The organism is Streptomyces sp. NPDC086080, assembly GCF_044540255.1.
In the GTDB taxonomy this organism is placed as follows: Bacteria; Actinomycetota; Actinomycetes; order Streptomycetales; family Streptomycetaceae; genus Streptomyces.
Map to the genome: position 1 here is coordinate 54184 of NZ_JBITRU010000008.1, position 13851 is coordinate 68034.

27 protein-coding genes are annotated in these 13851 nt (G+C 66.3%); 4 read left to right on the forward strand and 23 right to left on the reverse strand.

Translation table 11 applies throughout. The features are described from left to right. Positions 1–2: 2 nt before the first annotated feature. From ACIF9R_RS12470 to ACIF9R_RS12520, 11 genes are all read right to left on the reverse strand, one after another. Complete coding sequence (locus ACIF9R_RS12470; RefSeq protein WP_399978056.1) at positions 3–527, reverse strand: hypothetical protein; 525 nt, start codon at positions 525–527, stop codon at positions 3–5. A 55-nt stretch (positions 528–582) separates the two neighbouring features. Further along, positions 583–837 (reverse strand): hypothetical protein, encoded by a 255-nt coding sequence (locus ACIF9R_RS12475; RefSeq protein WP_399978059.1) that lies wholly within the window; start codon positions 835–837, stop codon positions 583–585. 4 nt (positions 838–841) lie between these two features. After that, entirely contained in the window at positions 842–1117 is a 276-nt protein-coding gene (locus tag ACIF9R_RS12480; protein ID WP_399978060.1) for a DUF3039 domain-containing protein, read from the reverse strand. Further along, on the reverse strand, positions 1114–1512 hold the full coding sequence (locus ACIF9R_RS12485; protein WP_399978063.1) for a hypothetical protein: 399 nt from the start codon (positions 1510–1512) through the stop codon (positions 1114–1116). The genes ACIF9R_RS12480 and ACIF9R_RS12485 overlap by 4 nt, the downstream gene beginning before the upstream one ends. A gap of 5 nt (positions 1513–1517) precedes the next feature. Then, positions 1518–1964, reverse strand: a complete 447-nt coding sequence (locus ACIF9R_RS12490; protein WP_399978066.1) for a hypothetical protein — start codon at positions 1962–1964, stop codon at positions 1518–1520. A 534-nt stretch (positions 1965–2498) separates the two neighbouring features. Then, complete coding sequence (locus tag ACIF9R_RS12495; RefSeq protein ID WP_399978067.1) at positions 2499–2708, reverse strand: hypothetical protein; 210 nt, start codon at positions 2706–2708, stop codon at positions 2499–2501. A 165-nt stretch (positions 2709–2873) separates the two neighbouring features. Continuing rightward, entirely contained in the window at positions 2874–3353 is a 480-nt protein-coding gene (locus tag ACIF9R_RS12500; RefSeq protein ID WP_399978070.1) for a single-stranded DNA-binding protein, read from the reverse strand. 440 nt (positions 3354–3793) lie between these two features. Beyond that, the gene (locus ACIF9R_RS12505; protein WP_399978073.1) at positions 3794–4111 is read right to left on the reverse strand and encodes a hypothetical protein; all 318 of its coding nucleotides are present in this window, start codon (positions 4109–4111) and stop codon (positions 3794–3796) included. A 135-nt stretch (positions 4112–4246) separates the two neighbouring features. Beyond that, on the reverse strand, positions 4247–4444 hold the full coding sequence (locus ACIF9R_RS12510; RefSeq protein WP_399978076.1) for a hypothetical protein: 198 nt from the start codon (positions 4442–4444) through the stop codon (positions 4247–4249). Positions 4445–4652: 208 nt separating this feature from the next. Beyond that, positions 4653–5579 (reverse strand): hypothetical protein, encoded by a 927-nt coding sequence (locus ACIF9R_RS12515; protein WP_399978078.1) that lies wholly within the window; start codon positions 5577–5579, stop codon positions 4653–4655. A gap of 23 nt (positions 5580–5602) precedes the next feature. Then, on the reverse strand, positions 5603–6010 hold the full coding sequence (locus tag ACIF9R_RS12520) for a transposase (RefSeq protein ID WP_399978548.1): 408 nt from the start codon (positions 6008–6010) through the stop codon (positions 5603–5605). On the opposite strand from ACIF9R_RS12520, the gene ACIF9R_RS12525 reads away from it, so the two are divergent. The 4 genes from ACIF9R_RS12525 to ACIF9R_RS12540 all read left to right on the forward strand — a co-directional run bounded on the left by ACIF9R_RS12525 (position 6009) and on the right by ACIF9R_RS12540 (position 7753). Further along, the gene (locus ACIF9R_RS12525; RefSeq protein WP_399978080.1) at positions 6009–6293 is read left to right on the forward strand and encodes a hypothetical protein; all 285 of its coding nucleotides are present in this window, start codon (positions 6009–6011) and stop codon (positions 6291–6293) included. The two genes, ACIF9R_RS12520 and ACIF9R_RS12525, sit on opposite strands and share 2 nt — an antisense overlap. Positions 6294–6370: 77 nt before the next feature. Beyond that, on the forward strand, positions 6371–6541 hold the full coding sequence (locus tag ACIF9R_RS12530) for a hypothetical protein (RefSeq protein WP_399978082.1): 171 nt from the start codon (positions 6371–6373) through the stop codon (positions 6539–6541). 201 nt (positions 6542–6742) lie between these two features. Continuing rightward, positions 6743–7204, forward strand: coding sequence for a hypothetical protein (locus tag ACIF9R_RS12535; protein WP_399978085.1), 462 nt, complete (start codon positions 6743–6745; stop codon positions 7202–7204). Between the two features lie 141 nt (positions 7205–7345). Beyond that, positions 7346–7753, forward strand: a complete 408-nt coding sequence (locus tag ACIF9R_RS12540; protein WP_399978087.1) for a hypothetical protein — start codon at positions 7346–7348, stop codon at positions 7751–7753. 159 nt (positions 7754–7912) lie between these two features. On the opposite strand, the gene ACIF9R_RS12545 is transcribed toward ACIF9R_RS12540, so the two are convergent. From ACIF9R_RS12545 to ACIF9R_RS12600, 12 genes are all read right to left on the reverse strand, one after another. Next, positions 7913–8104 (reverse strand): hypothetical protein, encoded by a 192-nt coding sequence (locus ACIF9R_RS12545; RefSeq protein WP_399978090.1) that lies wholly within the window; start codon positions 8102–8104, stop codon positions 7913–7915. Further along, entirely contained in the window at positions 8101–8661 is a 561-nt protein-coding gene (locus tag ACIF9R_RS12550; protein ID WP_399978092.1) for a hypothetical protein, read from the reverse strand. Before ACIF9R_RS12550 ends, ACIF9R_RS12545 begins: the two co-directional genes overlap by 4 nt. A gap of 2 nt (positions 8662–8663) precedes the next feature. Next, a complete protein-coding gene (locus ACIF9R_RS12555) occupies positions 8664–8966 on the reverse strand; it encodes a hypothetical protein (protein ID WP_399978095.1) in 303 nt (100 codons plus the stop codon). 22 nt (positions 8967–8988) lie between these two features. Next, a complete protein-coding gene (locus ACIF9R_RS12560) occupies positions 8989–9153 on the reverse strand; it encodes a hypothetical protein (protein WP_399978097.1) in 165 nt (54 codons plus the stop codon). Positions 9154–9204: 51 nt separating this feature from the next. Beyond that, a complete protein-coding gene (locus ACIF9R_RS12565; RefSeq protein WP_399978100.1) occupies positions 9205–9513 on the reverse strand; it encodes a hypothetical protein in 309 nt (102 codons plus the stop codon). A 76-nt stretch (positions 9514–9589) separates the two neighbouring features. Then, on the reverse strand, positions 9590–9898 hold the full coding sequence (locus ACIF9R_RS12570; protein ID WP_399978103.1) for a hypothetical protein: 309 nt from the start codon (positions 9896–9898) through the stop codon (positions 9590–9592). After that, positions 9895–10347: a hypothetical protein gene (locus ACIF9R_RS12575; RefSeq protein ID WP_399978105.1), complete on the reverse strand. Its 453-nt coding sequence runs from the start codon at positions 10345–10347 to the stop codon at positions 9895–9897. Before ACIF9R_RS12575 ends, ACIF9R_RS12570 begins: the two co-directional genes overlap by 4 nt. Continuing rightward, complete coding sequence (locus ACIF9R_RS12580) at positions 10325–11044, reverse strand: hypothetical protein (RefSeq protein ID WP_399978108.1); 720 nt, start codon at positions 11042–11044, stop codon at positions 10325–10327. The genes ACIF9R_RS12575 and ACIF9R_RS12580 overlap by 23 nt, the downstream gene beginning before the upstream one ends. After that, the gene (locus ACIF9R_RS12585; RefSeq protein ID WP_399978111.1) at positions 11025–11798 is read right to left on the reverse strand and encodes a hypothetical protein; all 774 of its coding nucleotides are present in this window, start codon (positions 11796–11798) and stop codon (positions 11025–11027) included. Before ACIF9R_RS12585 ends, ACIF9R_RS12580 begins: the two co-directional genes overlap by 20 nt. Positions 11799–11934: 136 nt before the next feature. After that, positions 11935–12399: a hypothetical protein gene (locus tag ACIF9R_RS12590; protein ID WP_399978114.1), complete on the reverse strand. Its 465-nt coding sequence runs from the start codon at positions 12397–12399 to the stop codon at positions 11935–11937. Positions 12400–12412: 13 nt separating this feature from the next. Then, positions 12413–13114, reverse strand: coding sequence for a hypothetical protein (locus tag ACIF9R_RS12595; protein WP_399978117.1), 702 nt, complete (start codon positions 13112–13114; stop codon positions 12413–12415). A gap of 2 nt (positions 13115–13116) precedes the next feature. After that, entirely contained in the window at positions 13117–13698 is a 582-nt protein-coding gene (locus ACIF9R_RS12600) for a hypothetical protein (protein ID WP_399978119.1), read from the reverse strand. Positions 13699–13851 lie beyond the last annotated feature (153 nt).

Below are 13851 nucleotides of genomic sequence, written 5' to 3' on the forward strand. Positions count from 1 at the left end.
GGTCACCACCAGTGCCGGAACAGGTAGTCGCCGCGCGGCAGCACGCCGCGGCGGATGAGGTCGGCGAGGACCAGCCTCAGCGACGGCGAGAAGGCGCGATCGGCGAAGAACCGGCCCTCGAACACGGCCTTCTCAAGGTCTTGCGTCGCCGGCGGGTTCGCCCCGACGGTGGCTGGTGTGTTCTCGTCGGCGACGCGGATGCTCAGCCAGTAGTCCAGCTCCGTCATGCCGGTCTTGAAGGCGCTCTCGCCGGTGCGGGAGTCCCAGCCGAGGCAGATCTCGGCGCCGTCGAGGTCGCCGAGTGCCTGCAGGTAGTCCCCATCGGAGGTGAGTTCGTAGAGCTTCACGCTGTCATTGCCGATGTGCTCGTCGTCCCGCTGGCATCCGCGCAGCGAGCTGTACGGCTTGCCGTAGACGCGCTCGACGATGGCCTCGATCGGAATGTATCCGTTCTCGGCGGTCACAAGATCAGCGTGCGGTTCCAGCGTGTAGATGCTGCGGGGCGTGTATTCGGGCGCATCGGGCATGACGGAGCCTCCTATGGGTGGTTCGGTGGTGGTTGCGGGGACGAGCGCGTGCGGCTCAGTACTCGCCCCGCAGGAGGTCCGCCAGAGCCTGGGCATGGGCGTTCTTCGCCAATTCGACGGCTGCCTGCTCCTGGAGGGAGTGGATCTTCTCCCCGGCCTGGATGCGTTCCTCCACGGCGTCCATGGTGAGAATGGCGGCAGCGAGCTCGAGCCGGGCGTCCGCCACGCGGCGCTTCAGCTCGGGGTGCCGCTCGGACATCACGCTCAGCCGGTGGACGGCGGCGACCTTCTGCTCTTCGCTGACGGTCATGGTGCTACGCCTCCTTGAGGCTCTCCCAGATCTCCCTGTACTCCGGGCGGACCGGGTACTTTTCCGGGTTCTTCGACGGGGCCCGCTTCTTGCCGCAGAGGGCGAAGACGGGCTCGCTCGTCGTGGAGGAGCGGACGATGTCCTCCTTGCTGACGTAGTGGCTCAGGCGGTTGTGGTCACCAGCGCCGTCGTCCTTCACCCGCTCCTCGTTCTCGACGATCGCGTCGAAGAGGGCGTCGGTGTCCGTGTTGGTGCCGGGGTGGTCGAGGGTCGTGCTCATGCTGCGGGCTCGGCGAGCTCGATCTTCCGGCCGCGGGCCAGCTCGGCGGCCGGGACGATGATGCGGTAGCCGCCGACCGGGTAGCTCGGGTGGTCGGAGTACACGACGGCGCAGGTCCAGGAGCCGGAGTGGCGCTTGCGCGGCACGGGCTCTTCCTCGACGCCGTCGGGCAGAGCGTCCTTCCGGAACTCGATCGGCACCACGACGACGCGGTAGGACTGGTCCGTGCGCGGCGGCTCCCAGGGCAGCTCGACGAGCAGGTCCTTGGGCCACTCTTCGATGGTCACGGGAAGGGTGGACAGGTAGTGGTTCAGAGAGCCTTCGGGGGCCTGGGCCAGCCGGGTCCGCTCCTGCTCTTCGGTCTCGATGAAGCCGATGCGGCTGAGGAAACTCATGATGGTCAGTGCTGGGTCAGTGGGCGGTGCTGGGCCCTGGCGGCCGGCGCGTGTTCGAAGAAGGCGAGCTCGTCGAACTCACAGCGCACGCCGTAGATGCGTGCGGCCTCCAAGGCGGCGAGGTCCTGGTGCACGAGGTCGTCCGGCTTCGTCAGCCAGTGGACGAACACCCCGGTGTCGTCGATGCCGTTCAGGGAATGCCGGACGACGATGCCGATGCTGCCGGGGACCGCGCCGAACTCGTACTCGAGGTATCCGCTGGCCTCGGCGAGGAGGACGTAGCTGCCGACGGCGGGCCGGACTCGATGGCCGGGCCTGCCGTCGTGGTCCTTGGCCTTCGGCCTCCGTCCGATCATGTCCGGCAGGAGGAACGCGAGTCCCATCGTCGCGAAGGCGGCGGCGAAGACGATGAGAATGATGGGCAAGCCGGGCATCGTCTGGAGCGTGTTCATCGGCATGGTTTCCTTCGAGATCGCAGTAGAAGAGGAGGAGAAGAGGAAAGGCAGGGCGAAGAAGCCGCTGGTCAGCGCGTCTCGCTGTAGCCGCACTCGGAACACGTGTGCGTGACCCCTTCGGCCTTCTTGCTGGCGCGGACGCCGTGGGCGTTCGACTCCATGTCGATGGCACAGTTCGGGCAGTTCATGGCTCGGCTCCTGACGCGACGAGGATGTTCTTCAACGCCAGATCCGGATCAGCTCCGCTGATCCCTTGTGCTCACCGCCTTCACGGGACGAGCAGGGCGACCACGAAGAAGAAAAAACACAGCACCCCGGCGCAGCTGCTGCCCGAAGGCAGAGCGCGCACCGAGGTGCTGGGGAAGCCGGAGCCGCGGAGACCTCCAGGGACGCGCCGCAGGGATCAGCTGCAGCGCTAAGGAATCGAACCTGTTCCGCGGTCGGTCTGCACGGTGTGCCCACTGGCGCACGCCGAGGATCAGTCGGCGCACTGCGGATTCGAACCGCTCCGTGCAAAAGTCTGTGGTGGGTCTACTGGGCCAACCGCCGTGCGGCTGCCCGGAATTCCTCGAAGGTGACGGGCTGCGCCGCCTGGCGGCCAGAGCCGAATGCGCCGGCCCAGCGGCTAAGGTAGCCCTTGCACAGCTCTTGGTCGGCCAGGCGGTCTTCTTCGCTACAGAGCGGCGTGTTGGCCGCGAAGTCGAACGGCAGGGTCTCCTGCAAGATGGCGACGGCGCTCACGACTGACCTCCAGACGTGACAAGGATGTTGTTCGCTGATCCCCTTCGTGGTGACATGAGATTCAGCGAAAACGAAGATCCCCGGTGACGGAGCGGGACAGGCTCCATCACCGGGGATCGCTGTATTCGATTCTCGGTATTCAGTTGTGGCTGGTGGCGGCTTGGCTCAGCCGAACGGCAGCTGCTCGTCCACGGCGCTCGCGTGCGCGACGGCCGGGGCGGCAGCCGCCACGGGAGCAGCCTGGGCCTGCAGGGCCTGGTTCTGGGCCTCGGCGTTCTGCACGCGCTCGTTCAGGCGGGCCTGGGTCACGGAGCGCGGCTCCAGGAAGGTGATGTCCTCGGAGATCACCTTCAGGTCGAAGACCGGCTCACCGTTCTTGGAGTAGCGGTCCATGCGGAGCGTGAAGCCGACGGCGACGAGGTCACCCTTGTGGATGTTGGCGTAGGGGCCCAGACCCTGGGTCTGTGCGCGGACGAAGGCCTCGACCGGCACGGCGTCCGAGTCGCGCTGGTTCTGCGCGTTGGTGTAGGCACGGTCGGTGAAGACCGTGAAGAGGACCTTCTTGGAACCGTCCTTGTTCTCGAAGACCTTGGGGTCGTTCGCGAGGCGGCCGATGAGCTGTCCGTTGTTGCGGGGGTTCGACATGAGTTCCTCTCCTCGAATACAGCACAGCGCACGGTCGACGTCGTCGTCCGCGCGCAGTGGGTGGATTGAGCTGAGATGTTCAGTTGTCTGTCATGCCACCATCCGGATCAGCTTCGCTGATCAGATGATGTTCTCTTTCAGTGCCTCTTCCGAATCAGCTATGCTGATCGAATGCTTGTCATTCCGAGTCCCGAATCGGCTTTGCCGATCAGACTCGTGTTCTTCGCTGGGTTACCGGCCACTCCCCCGACCAGACCTCCGGCGTGATGTCCGGATGTCCCGCAACTCGGCCTTCAGTTGGTCCGCTCGTGCGGTGTCGTCGACCTTGCAGGCGAGCCGGTAGGAGTGTTCGGGATCGACGATCTTGCCTCGGTGGACGACTGCCAGGGTGAACCAGAACATCAGCAGGACCAGTCCGACGGCGATGGGGATCCCGAGACTTACAGCGTCACCTGCACTTCGTAGGCCGTCGAACCGAAGGGTCCGACGGTGAGTGCGTGCACGGGCGTCACCAGACCTGCCTGCGCCAGGCGAGCCGTCAAGCCCGAGTGCTCGGACCAGTCCTTGATGAAGACGTTCCCGGGCTCGGGCGTAAGGCCGTAGCCCTGCAGGCTGATCGAGATGGGCTCGGCGGGGCCCTCGGCGTTTTCGAGTTCCAGCACACGGTTCTCGTTGTCGTGCACGAGCGCTCCGGTCAGCTCGATGCAGCCGAAGTCGACGGTGACGTCGTGCTTCACGGTGGTCGTGGACTCAGCCATGGTGGTCTCGCTCTTCTCGTGATGTGGATTGGGGACGCCCACGGGCGCGATCAGCTGATGCCTCCGCTTTCGCATGCTCCGTGGGCCTGAAGCACAAGCGGTAAGGCGGGGGGGCAGGCTGGTGGTGGTTCGCGGTCACGGCTGGTCCCCCTGGAGTACGGCGCGCAGCCGGGCGGCCAGGTCGGTGTCCTGACCCTCCAGCAGCGCCAGGGCCCGCTCGAGGCGCTGCTCGGCCGTCAGGCGCCGGCGGCGCTCGGACTCCGCACGGTCGTGCAGCTCCTGGATCGCGGTGTTGAGCTGCCGGTTGGTGCGGGTGCGGATGATGGGGAACATGACGTGCTCCTGGTTCAGAAGGTGCTCTGTCCGATGGGGTGAGCGACTGCGGCGGCGCCGGCGTTGAGCTCGTAGCAGCAGGAAGACAACCGACCTCATGGGCTCCGGCACAGCGGTGGGATTCGAACCCATGAAGCGATCGCGCCCGTGGCGAGGGGGTGCAGAGGCCTCTGCAGATCTACTTCCGGATCGACTGCGTCGATCCAGATCAGTCACCAGTCAGCGCCTGCTCGCGATAGAGCTCGCAGATCCGGGCAACGGCTTCGGCCGGAGGCTCGTAGACCGGCGGCAACTCGCTGATCATGATGTCGAGTTCCCGAGCACGCGGCAGTGGCGCGGGCCGCGGCATGTCCTTGCCCTCGGCGGTGTCGAGGTACTGCGAGATCGCACGCTCGATGCACTGGTTGCGGGTCAACACTCTGTTGATGCCGTCGACCGGATCGAGGTCCAGGTCGAGGGTCACTGCCCTGTTCAGTGCCTGGCGCATGCGCTGCTCGATGGTGCGGTGCGCGTTCAGATCGATGACGGTGTCCTTGTATCCGAGCAGCACCGTGTCGAAGACGCCCTCGATGCTCTCCGAGAGCTGCCATCCGGGCAGGTGTTCGAAGGTGCCATCGGTCTCAGGGTCTTCAGCGTCGAGCAGAGAGTTCCAGTCGTCGCGCCGATGCTTCCACTCGTCGTCCGAGACCTCCGCCGGCCGATCAGCCTGGTTCTGGTAGTGGTAGTCGACGAAGATCGGGTGGCCATCGGCTTCGAGGGCCAGGAGCGCGTCGGTGTACGCGCGGTTCCCGGCGAAGGGGTACGCCAGCCGGTGTGTGCCCCACTCGTCGTCGACCTGGCCGAAGACGATGCTGAAGCGCAGCGGATCGTGGAACGTGATGCGGTCATCGAGTCCGGCCTGCTCGTCGAGCCAGAGCTTCCGGGCCCGGTAGACGAGGTAGTTGTGCAGGGGGCCGCCCATGTCGCGTTCGCGTACCTCGGCGTTGTCGACGACGCGGGCGACGTTCCTGGCGATGATGGGTACAGCCAACTCGCGGAAGACCTCGCGCATGCGCTGGGAGATCATACGGGTGAGTTCGAAGAGGTCGGGCGCGTGCGCGGTCAGCCGCAGCCCGTCGTACAGCTTGGCGCTCATCGGATTTTCCGTTCTCAGGACGCTCATACAGCTGTCAAGCAGCTGGAGCGAGGTCGTTTTGAGTGATGTGTGTGGCCGGTGTGCTGGTCAGGGCGCGGTAGACCTCGCGGGCGACGAGTCGCATGGGGCAGCGCATGATGTCCTTCTTGGACAGCCCTGGTACCGTCGCGGTTGAGGCGGTGACGGTGGGTGCGGCCGGAGGAAGCCGGGATCGGCGCGACCCCGGCGAGGTGCGTGAACACCCCCTCGGACCGCATGTGTTCGGGGTTGTCCCCGGCCGAGGCCAGCCGCTGGCCGGATGTCTCTGGGCCGACGCCGAACAGCTCCAGCAGCGTGGGGCCGCCTGCTTGACCAGCGGGCCGATCTCGGCGTCCAGGACCTGGTGGCGGCGGGCGGTCCGCAGCGCCCTCCGCCGACGCCGACGTCGCGATGCGCCGGTGTCACGAGCAGATCGACGACGCCACTACCCGAGGCAGCGACCCCGACCTCGACGCCGAGGTGCGCGGCATCTTCGAGGCGAGCGGGCTCGGTCACACGCCGCCCGTCGAGGTCGAAGACCTGCGCGAGACAGGCGGCGACCCGCGCAAGCAGATCGTCTTCGAGATCGTGCTCAAGTCCGGTGAGAACGGCATCGGGCCCGAGGCGATCCGCGACGTCATCGCCCGCCTGCACCCCACCGTCACGCCGCCGCACGCCGCAACGATCGGCAAGTAGGTCGGCGCCGACCCCCGCGTACACCAACCCAAGTACGGCCGGTACGCCGTGCGCCCCTCGAACGGAGACAGCACTTCATGAACCGACGCCTCGCCTGCCTCACCGCCCGCCACATCGCCGCCGTCGCGATTCTCAACCTCGGCGACCTGATCCGCGTGTGCGCGCTGATCGCGATTCCCGTCATCGCCGCATGGGCCGACCCCGTCAGCGCGTGGAAGATCGACGCCCCGCCTCGGGGCTCGCCGTGATCGCGTTCGCGCTGCAGATCCTCGTCGGCAACCTCGTGCGGCTACTCGCCGCCGCCGCAGTGGTCGCCGTCGTATGGTGACCGCGGGCGGCAGACGTGGGGGCGCGTCGACGACATACGTCACGAACAACCGCGGGTTCCTGGCAGGTTGGAAGTCGCAGAATGGGCGGCGCCGTTGACCGTGGAACGCGACAATGCGGTCATGACTGCTTATCTGCTGTCGATCAACGGGGCATTCACGCGGCACGCGACGATCGAAGAGGCCGGCGAGGCAGCCATCGCGGCGATTGACAGTCGACTCGATCAGGCGACAAGCACATTCGTGCGCGATGCGAGGTACGTGAAGCGGGCGTTCGCCTCCGGAGACGTCAAGGCCGCTACGCGTGAACATGGAGAGTGGTACGGATCCCTGGGCAGTTCCGGCGATGCCACGATGCATGTCCGAGTGATCGAGGACGTGGCCGGGAAGCTCTGGGCGGAAGTAGCAGCAGAGGCAGCCACGATCGGCGACATGGACGCCGAGCCGGACGCGCACCGCGACACGCTGCTTGGACAGCACTTCGGCGGGCTCAGTAAGGAGTCGGCCGACGCAGTACGACGTGAGATGCAGCGCCGGGAAGACGCCGGGCTGCCCGCAGTACCTGAGATGCACTGGGAAGACTGACCGGCCGCCCCTGCAGCACCCGCTCGGCACCCCGCCGGGCGGGTCCCGCAGGGCGCCACGGCACATCCCGAACAACCGTGGGGTTTCTGGCAGGCTTTCGCTCGCAGAACGGCCCGCGCCGATGAACACCGGAGAGAGACCGTGACCGAGCAGACCAGCCACCAGGACGACCGCGAGACGCGCGTACGGCGCCCCTTCGGCTACCGGCCGTACCTCGTGCCCAACGACGCGGGGCGCGTGCTCGGCGAGCTGACCGCCATAAACGCCGACGGCGACATCGGCCTCGAAGGGATCGCGAAGGTTCTCAAAGCGTCTGACGACGCCGGCCGCACCTTGGAAGACAACGCCCTCGGCGTGCTCGACGTGCTGCGTGCCGAGGGCACCCTCGACGCCGCGACGTACGAGCGGCTGCGGGGCGCCGTCGAGCGGGCAGGTGATGAACAGGTCGGCGAGGCCGGCGCGTACGTCATGAGCACCCGCGAGCGGACAGACGAGCCGGCCGGCGAGGGCGGTTTCGTCGACGACTTCACCTCGGCCAAGGGGGACTGACCCGCCGTGGCCCTTCTGAGCCCAGCGCATGCGGTCCGGTCCGGACGGTCCATGTCCCCAACGGTGACACCGGCGACAGCCAGCACCCGGGCGAGCCCGGCACCGTAGGCGCCGAAGTCCCCCCTCCACACCGGCCGGGAACGACGGAAGCAGGCGGCGTCAGCGCTCCTCGCTGATCTCGATCAGGTCGGTGCGGATCGCGCCCATCGGGTCCGGCGCCTGCACCCGCAGGAGCACGGGCTCGCCAGGCACCGTCGGGATCGGTTCGACGGTCAGGATGTCTCTGCACTGCGTGCCGGCCTGCGCGTTCAGGTCCTTGTGGATCAGCGCGCGCAGCTCGATCGGGTTCATCGCCGGACCTCCTTGACGCTCGGGGTGCCGTTGAACTTCGCGACCCACGATCCGGGCGGTCCGGCCAGGCGGGCCGTTGCGGTGCCGTCCGGGCTCGGCGCCCAGCCGGCCATCGCCGTCCGGCGCGCGTCCTCCTCGTCCAGCGCACGGACGGTCGTGGTGATCGGAGCCGTGATCGTGACGGTGAACGTCTTGAGCGGCGGCGCCGTCCTGCGCCACTTACGGTACTGAGCAACGGCGTGCTGGTAGCGCACCAGCTCCCGCACGTACTGCTCGATGCGTACGAACCCGCGGGCCGCGTCGTGGCCGGTGGTGTTGATGTCGCTGAACCGCACCCACTCTCCGGTACCGACCCCGCAGGGACCCGAACGCTCGTACAGGGTGTCCAGCGGGGCGCCTGCGGCCTTCGCCTTCGCGCACCGATCCTTGATGTACTGGGCGTGGGACCCGATCTCTACGGCCCAGGCGACCATGTGCAGGTAGCCGTGATGCTCGGCGGGATCGGTGACCTGGCTGATGGCGCCACCGTAGGGCGGGTTGAACTTCGGCCCCTGCACGGTCAGGAATCCTTGATCGCGGTGTCGGAAGTGGTGGTCGGAATGTAGAGACGGCGTCCGTCGATCCGGCACTTCGAGGAGAAGCCGGTCAGGTGCGCGACGCGGTTCGGGTACAGCGGCTCGACGCCTTCGTTTTGGACGCAGGCCCAGTCGTTGATCTCGTTCGCGGCGGTGTCGGCCTTCGCATGGTCGTCGAAGATCACGCCCATATGCTGCTTGGCCCTGGCCTCCAGCTTCGGGGTGACCGCGACGGCGACGACGAAGTTGGCCAGGTTCTCGTGCTCGACGAGGGTGTAGCGGGGCATGGTCAGGTCTCCTTAGAGGTTTTCAGGAGGTGGGGCGGCCGAAGAACCCGGCGCTGATGAGGTCCGTGTTGTGTTTGACCATCAGGTCGTAGAAGGCGGCCCGGGCTCGGTTCATCACCTCGATCTCGTCGGCCAGTGCGCCGTGGATGGTCTCGACGGCGACGTTGTCGTCCTTCCGGCATAACAAAAGCGGCCCACCGGAATGGTGAGCCGCTGAGTTGTTGTGGCGTCCTTGGGTCTACTGCTCTTCGTGACAGAGCCCGTTGTCGATCAGGTACGTCTTGTCGGCAGCGAGCTGCCGGATCTTCTCGATATAGCTGGAGCTGGTCCTGACCCGTGCTGCGGCTGCGTCCGTGATGATCCTCATTGCGGACTGCCACTCTTCTGCGCTGCCTTCTGTCTGGTGCGCCTGCTGTAGTCGTCCGATCAGGCGGTAGGACCGCACGAGATCCTGGGCCAAGTCGCTCGGTGCGGGAAGCGGCATGTGGTGGAGGCTGCTCCACGGCGTGGTGAGCAGCGCGGTCGGGCTGACAACGGCGATCTTCATTGGTCAGGGGTTCCTCGTGAAGATGAAGACGCGCCCGTTCTCCCGGACGAAGGCCTCGTCTTCCCTGAGCACGTACTCAGTTGAAGCGGGTGAGGGACGCGTACGACTTCTCGGCCTCGGCCCGAACGTTGTGGGCGAGCTGCCTGTCGAACTGTACGTCCGTCAGCTTCTTCGTGCCGTCGGCTGCGGCCACGCCGACGTTCTCGCGGACTTCCTCGACCGTTGTGAACCGCTGCTCGTCGGCGTCAGCGTCCCAGCGGGAGCACCGGACGGCGACCTCCCACATCCGGATGCGGACCCACACCTTCTCGATGTTCCGCGCGGTGATCTTCTCGATGCCGATGATCCGCAGCATCTTCGCCAGGTGCTCCTGCACGTCGCTCACCGGTGCCCCTCCTGCTCGATGATCGCGGCCAGCGTCAGCTCGGCCCACTGCTTCTTGACGTTCTCCACTCCGAGCCTGGAGTTCGGGTAGCCCTCGCGCGGGTTCGGCACGTTCTCACGGATCGTCATGCTGCCGATACGCGAGCCGTCGCTGAGGCTGAACCGGTGGCCGCCGAACTCGGCGTACTCGCACGCCTCGGTCGACTCGCAGTTGCAGACGCTCGTGATGCTGTCGGCGAAGATGCTGTTGCTCTTGAGGCTCTCTCCGAAGTACTTCACGGCCAGGGAGCGACGGACCTCGCCGAACACGTCCAGTGACATGTTGTGCTCGTCGGCGTACTTCTCCAGCAGGACCACGTCCGTCTTGCGCTCCGCGGTCTCGTCCTGCCCCGGGCCGCCACGCGGGTCCCGGTAGTACCAAACCACTTCAACCGTTCGAGCCAGGCTCACTTCTCCGCTTCCTTCCAGTAGTGACCTCCCTGACCTTCTTCAGTTCCTCGACCCACACCAGGAGGCGGACGGCCGTCGTGGTGGTGGGCTGACAGAGAATGAACCCGGTGTTGGCACCGATGTCGCCGTAGTCCTGGTCGACCTGGTCGTAATTGACCACCAGCAGGTTTTCCCCGCCGAAGGTGACCAAGTCGCCGGGCCCGATCCCGAAATACGGGGTCCAGTGATCAGCGGCGCAGTACGCCAGCCACTTCTCTTCGATTTCGGCGGGCCGCTGGTAGACGCCCTCGAAGCCGGGACCGGCCAGCCGGTTCGGGCACTCCGTGATGACCTCGCCGACGCTGTCGATGACGTCGATGACGTACACCTGGAGCAGACCCGCGCGCATTTCTGCAGCGTCCTTGACGTCCCACCAGTCGCTGTCCCGGGGGTACGCGTCGGGCTCGTCGTCCGACTGAATCCGGGCCCTGATCCTCGGCGACATGCTCTGCTCTGCGGCACCGTTGCGTGCCAGGTACGGGCGCCAGCGCTTGACCCGGTTGGTGCGCATGTAGCTGTTGCCGCATTCCTCGCACACCTGGTCGTGCACCCGGCGCACGTTGTCCGCGAGCGGGGAGTCGTCGTTGTACTCCAGGAGGTGGGTCGCCCTGCTCTGGCAGCCGCCCGTCGTGCACGTCTTACGCAGCGGCGTGCGCACCCTGCTGCTCCTTCCATGCGGCGTACACCTCGGCTGCCTTGGCCGGGACGAGCCAGGGGAAGGTGTCAGCGAACTCCCGGTACACGTCGGCTTCGGTCTTGTCGTAGGAGGAGAAGGGGTCGCCGGTCGGCCCGGTGATCAGCTCCGCGTTCGCGCGGAGCTTCAAGATCGTCTGCTTGGCGTTGCGCTGGTACATCAGTGCCTCGTCGGCGAGGCCGGCCCGCTTCTCCGGGGTGTTGCAGGCGTCGCAGAACCGCTTCTTCCGCCCAGACACCTTGTGGATCACCATCACCGTGGCGGGCGGCGGGTAGGGGCCGTGACCGCCGATGCACTGGTAGACCCCGTAGTTGTGCCGCGGCCCACCCTCGTGGACCTGGGAGCACTCGGTGACGATCTCGAAGTCCTCGACCTCCGCGACCAGTTCGGACAGCGGCACGACGTGGCTGCGGGTGTACTCCGGGTGGAGAAAAGCGGCGTACGGCTTGGCCACGTTACGGCGGTAGAAATTCCCGTCGGGCTTGCGGAAGTTCTCGATCGGACCGTAGTGGTGCTCGGTGAAACCGTCCTCGACCTCCACCGTGATGCGCACCCAGTCACCGACCATGAACCGGATGTGGTGCTTCTCGACGGCCGCCTTCCACACCTCGTCCGACCCGTTGCCGTCGACCCAGGCGTCCCGAACGATGCCGTCGATGTTGTACCGCTCCGGGTCGCGACCCTCTCCTTCGAGGTATTCACGAGCCGACTCGCGCATTTCACGCATGCTCGCACCCATGGTTTCCCTTTCTGCTGCTGAGACGAATGTGTGTAAGTGCCCGGTGCGGGAGTCAAACCCGCCGAATGCCGCATAGGGGAGGACGGCATCCGCTGCTCATCGACCGGGCGGGCTTTCAGATCTCCCAGCCCTCGAAAAGGCCGTCCACCACGCCGAGGATCTGAAGATGCTTGGCGACGTTCTCTGCTTCGCCGGCTGCTCGCTCCAGTTCCTCGCGTTCGGCGCGCGGGCTGTCGCCCTCCGCCTTGAGTTGCTTCCACGCTTCGAGCGCCGACCGCAGCTCCCCGCACTTGACCTTGAGGATGTTGCGGTTCGCCTCGGAGATCACCCGGTCCCCCTCGCAGACGAGCACCGTCATGTGCGGGTGGTCCGTCTGCATGCCGGGCTGGGCGTGCCAGGCGTCCGGAAGCTGGCCGCCCTCTCGGGCCGCCTTGTCGATCGCACCGAAGTGCTCCAGGAAGCCGCTCTGAACCGGCGTCAGCTTCACGCCTCGGCCTTGAGTGCTGCGGAGCGCTGCCAGCATGCCGGTCAGCACGTCGTGCGATCCGTTGGTGTCGTACAGCTCGGAGACTGCGGGCATGGGTGTTTCCCTCTCATGTCGTGGGCTTGGCCTCACGGAACTTGATCTGTCCCTTGACCTGGACCTCGTGGCCGTGCGGCGCATCGGCCGGCACGTGGTTGGCGCAGGTGATGCAGGTGAACGTGTGCTTCTCCCACGGCTGTTCGCAGTAGAAGCACGGGGCGTCGTCGTACTCGGGGGTGCGCCGCAGCTCGATGTGTTGCGGGTTGCCCTCGGCGTGCACGGTGGCGTAGTCATGCGGGAACATCGCGGCGGCCTGGCGGACGTTGTCCTCCGTGATGAACTCCTTGTGTGACAGGCCCCACTCGCGCAACTTCCTGGCGATCTCTCGGGCCAGGGCCTGCGGCAGCTCGTAGTCGTCGCGGACCCAGCGGGTCAGACCGGCCTCGGTCGGCGACTTCTCCCCGAGCTTCAGCCACTTGCCGCAGTTGGTGCCGGAGCACCGCTCATCGGAAATGGCGTGGCGCACGCCGGGCTCGGCATCCGGTAGCTCGGTCACTTCGGTCTCGCACTGCTGGTCCGTTACCGGCTTGGGGAAGTCGCCGGAGTCGTAGGAGTGCTCGTCGTCGAAGTCGATCCCGAGCTTCTCGGCCGCCTTACGAATCGCTTCCTCGTGCGGCTTGCCGCGCTGCACCGTGATGCCGCTTGCCCGCATCGCCTTGATCGTGCAGCTCGGGCACAGGTTCTCGGCCGCGTAGCTGTAGCCAACGATCACGCTCAGACCTCCTGGAAGTGGTAGCGACCGGCGAACAGGTTGAAGTGGGTCGGCAGGTCGATCCACGTGTCCCGGTACCGGGGGCCGTCGAATTCGCGGATCTCGGTGTCGAGCGGCACGACGACGGAGCACGACCACCAGGTGGGCAGGCACCGGCTGTTCTCCACGAACCTGACCTCAGCGCTCGGGATGTCCCGCTCGTGCATCGCGCGGGCCTCGTCGCGCATCTCCTCGAACAGCCGAGACTGGACGCCGTAGAGCTGCTTGCCGTCCACGTAGACGTAGAACCGGCCGGTCGTATGGGTCACGGTGCGGGATGCGCCAATCTCGTAGACGTCGCGGGAGTACCAGCCCTCGTCGTCCTTGTAGAAGCTCATCCAGCCGAGCGGATTCGGCATGGAGTACTCGCGTTCGGTGTCGACCGACAGGAGTTGCCCGAACCCGTCATTCTCCAGAATGCGGACCGGCATGAACTTCCCGGCGAGACCGAGGCTCATCATGCACTCGGACCATCCGAGCTTCACTACCACGGTGTCACCGGGCTTCACGTAGTGCTTTTCGGGCCTCTTGTAATGGGTGGGCATGAGTCCTCCTCGGGACGGTAATTGCGTCTGACAGTCGACAGCCCGGGGCGCGGCGTTTCTGCTGCGTCCTGGACTGCCGTTAGCTCAGTCGCTGATTGATGTGCGAGTGCCGTCGATGTGCACGACGAACGCCTGACGGAAATTGGGACCCTC

Coding starts and splice junctions, on each gene's coding strand:
- ACIF9R_RS12470 (WP_399978056.1), bottom strand. CDS start 527: ATGCCCGATGCGCCCGAATACACGCCCCGCAGCATCTACACGCTGGAA.
- ACIF9R_RS12475 (WP_399978059.1), bottom strand. CDS start 837: ATGACCGTCAGCGAAGAGCAGAAGGTCGCCGCCGTCCACCGGCTGAGC.
- ACIF9R_RS12480 (WP_399978060.1), bottom strand. CDS start 1,117: ATGAGCACGACCCTCGACCACCCCGGCACCAACACGGACACCGACGCC.
- ACIF9R_RS12485 (WP_399978063.1), bottom strand. CDS start 1,512: ATGAGTTTCCTCAGCCGCATCGGCTTCATCGAGACCGAAGAGCAGGAG.
- ACIF9R_RS12490 (WP_399978066.1), bottom strand. CDS start 1,964: ATGAACACGCTCCAGACGATGCCCGGCTTGCCCATCATTCTCATCGTC.
- ACIF9R_RS12500 (WP_399978070.1), bottom strand. CDS start 3,353: ATGTCGAACCCCCGCAACAACGGACAGCTCATCGGCCGCCTCGCGAAC.
- ACIF9R_RS12505 (WP_399978073.1), bottom strand. CDS start 4,111: ATGGCTGAGTCCACGACCACCGTGAAGCACGACGTCACCGTCGACTTC.
- ACIF9R_RS12510 (WP_399978076.1), bottom strand. CDS start 4,444: ATGTTCCCCATCATCCGCACCCGCACCAACCGGCAGCTCAACACCGCG.
- ACIF9R_RS12515 (WP_399978078.1), bottom strand. CDS start 5,579: ATGAGCGCCAAGCTGTACGACGGGCTGCGGCTGACCGCGCACGCGCCC.
- ACIF9R_RS12525 (WP_399978080.1), top strand. CDS start 6,009: ATGCGCCGGTGTCACGAGCAGATCGACGACGCCACTACCCGAGGCAGC.
- ACIF9R_RS12530 (WP_399978082.1), top strand. CDS start 6,371: ATGAACCGACGCCTCGCCTGCCTCACCGCCCGCCACATCGCCGCCGTC.
- ACIF9R_RS12535 (WP_399978085.1), top strand. CDS start 6,743: ATGACTGCTTATCTGCTGTCGATCAACGGGGCATTCACGCGGCACGCG.
- ACIF9R_RS12545 (WP_399978090.1), bottom strand. CDS start 8,104: ATGAACCCGATCGAGCTGCGCGCGCTGATCCACAAGGACCTGAACGCG.
- ACIF9R_RS12555 (WP_399978095.1), bottom strand. CDS start 8,966: ATGCCCCGCTACACCCTCGTCGAGCACGAGAACCTGGCCAACTTCGTC.
- ACIF9R_RS12565 (WP_399978100.1), bottom strand. CDS start 9,513: ATGAAGATCGCCGTTGTCAGCCCGACCGCGCTGCTCACCACGCCGTGG.
- ACIF9R_RS12585 (WP_399978111.1), bottom strand. CDS start 11,798: ATGCGCGAGTCGGCTCGTGAATACCTCGAAGGAGAGGGTCGCGACCCG.
- ACIF9R_RS12590 (WP_399978114.1), bottom strand. CDS start 12,399: ATGCCCGCAGTCTCCGAGCTGTACGACACCAACGGATCGCACGACGTG.
- ACIF9R_RS12600 (WP_399978119.1), bottom strand. CDS start 13,698: ATGCCCACCCATTACAAGAGGCCCGAAAAGCACTACGTGAAGCCCGGT.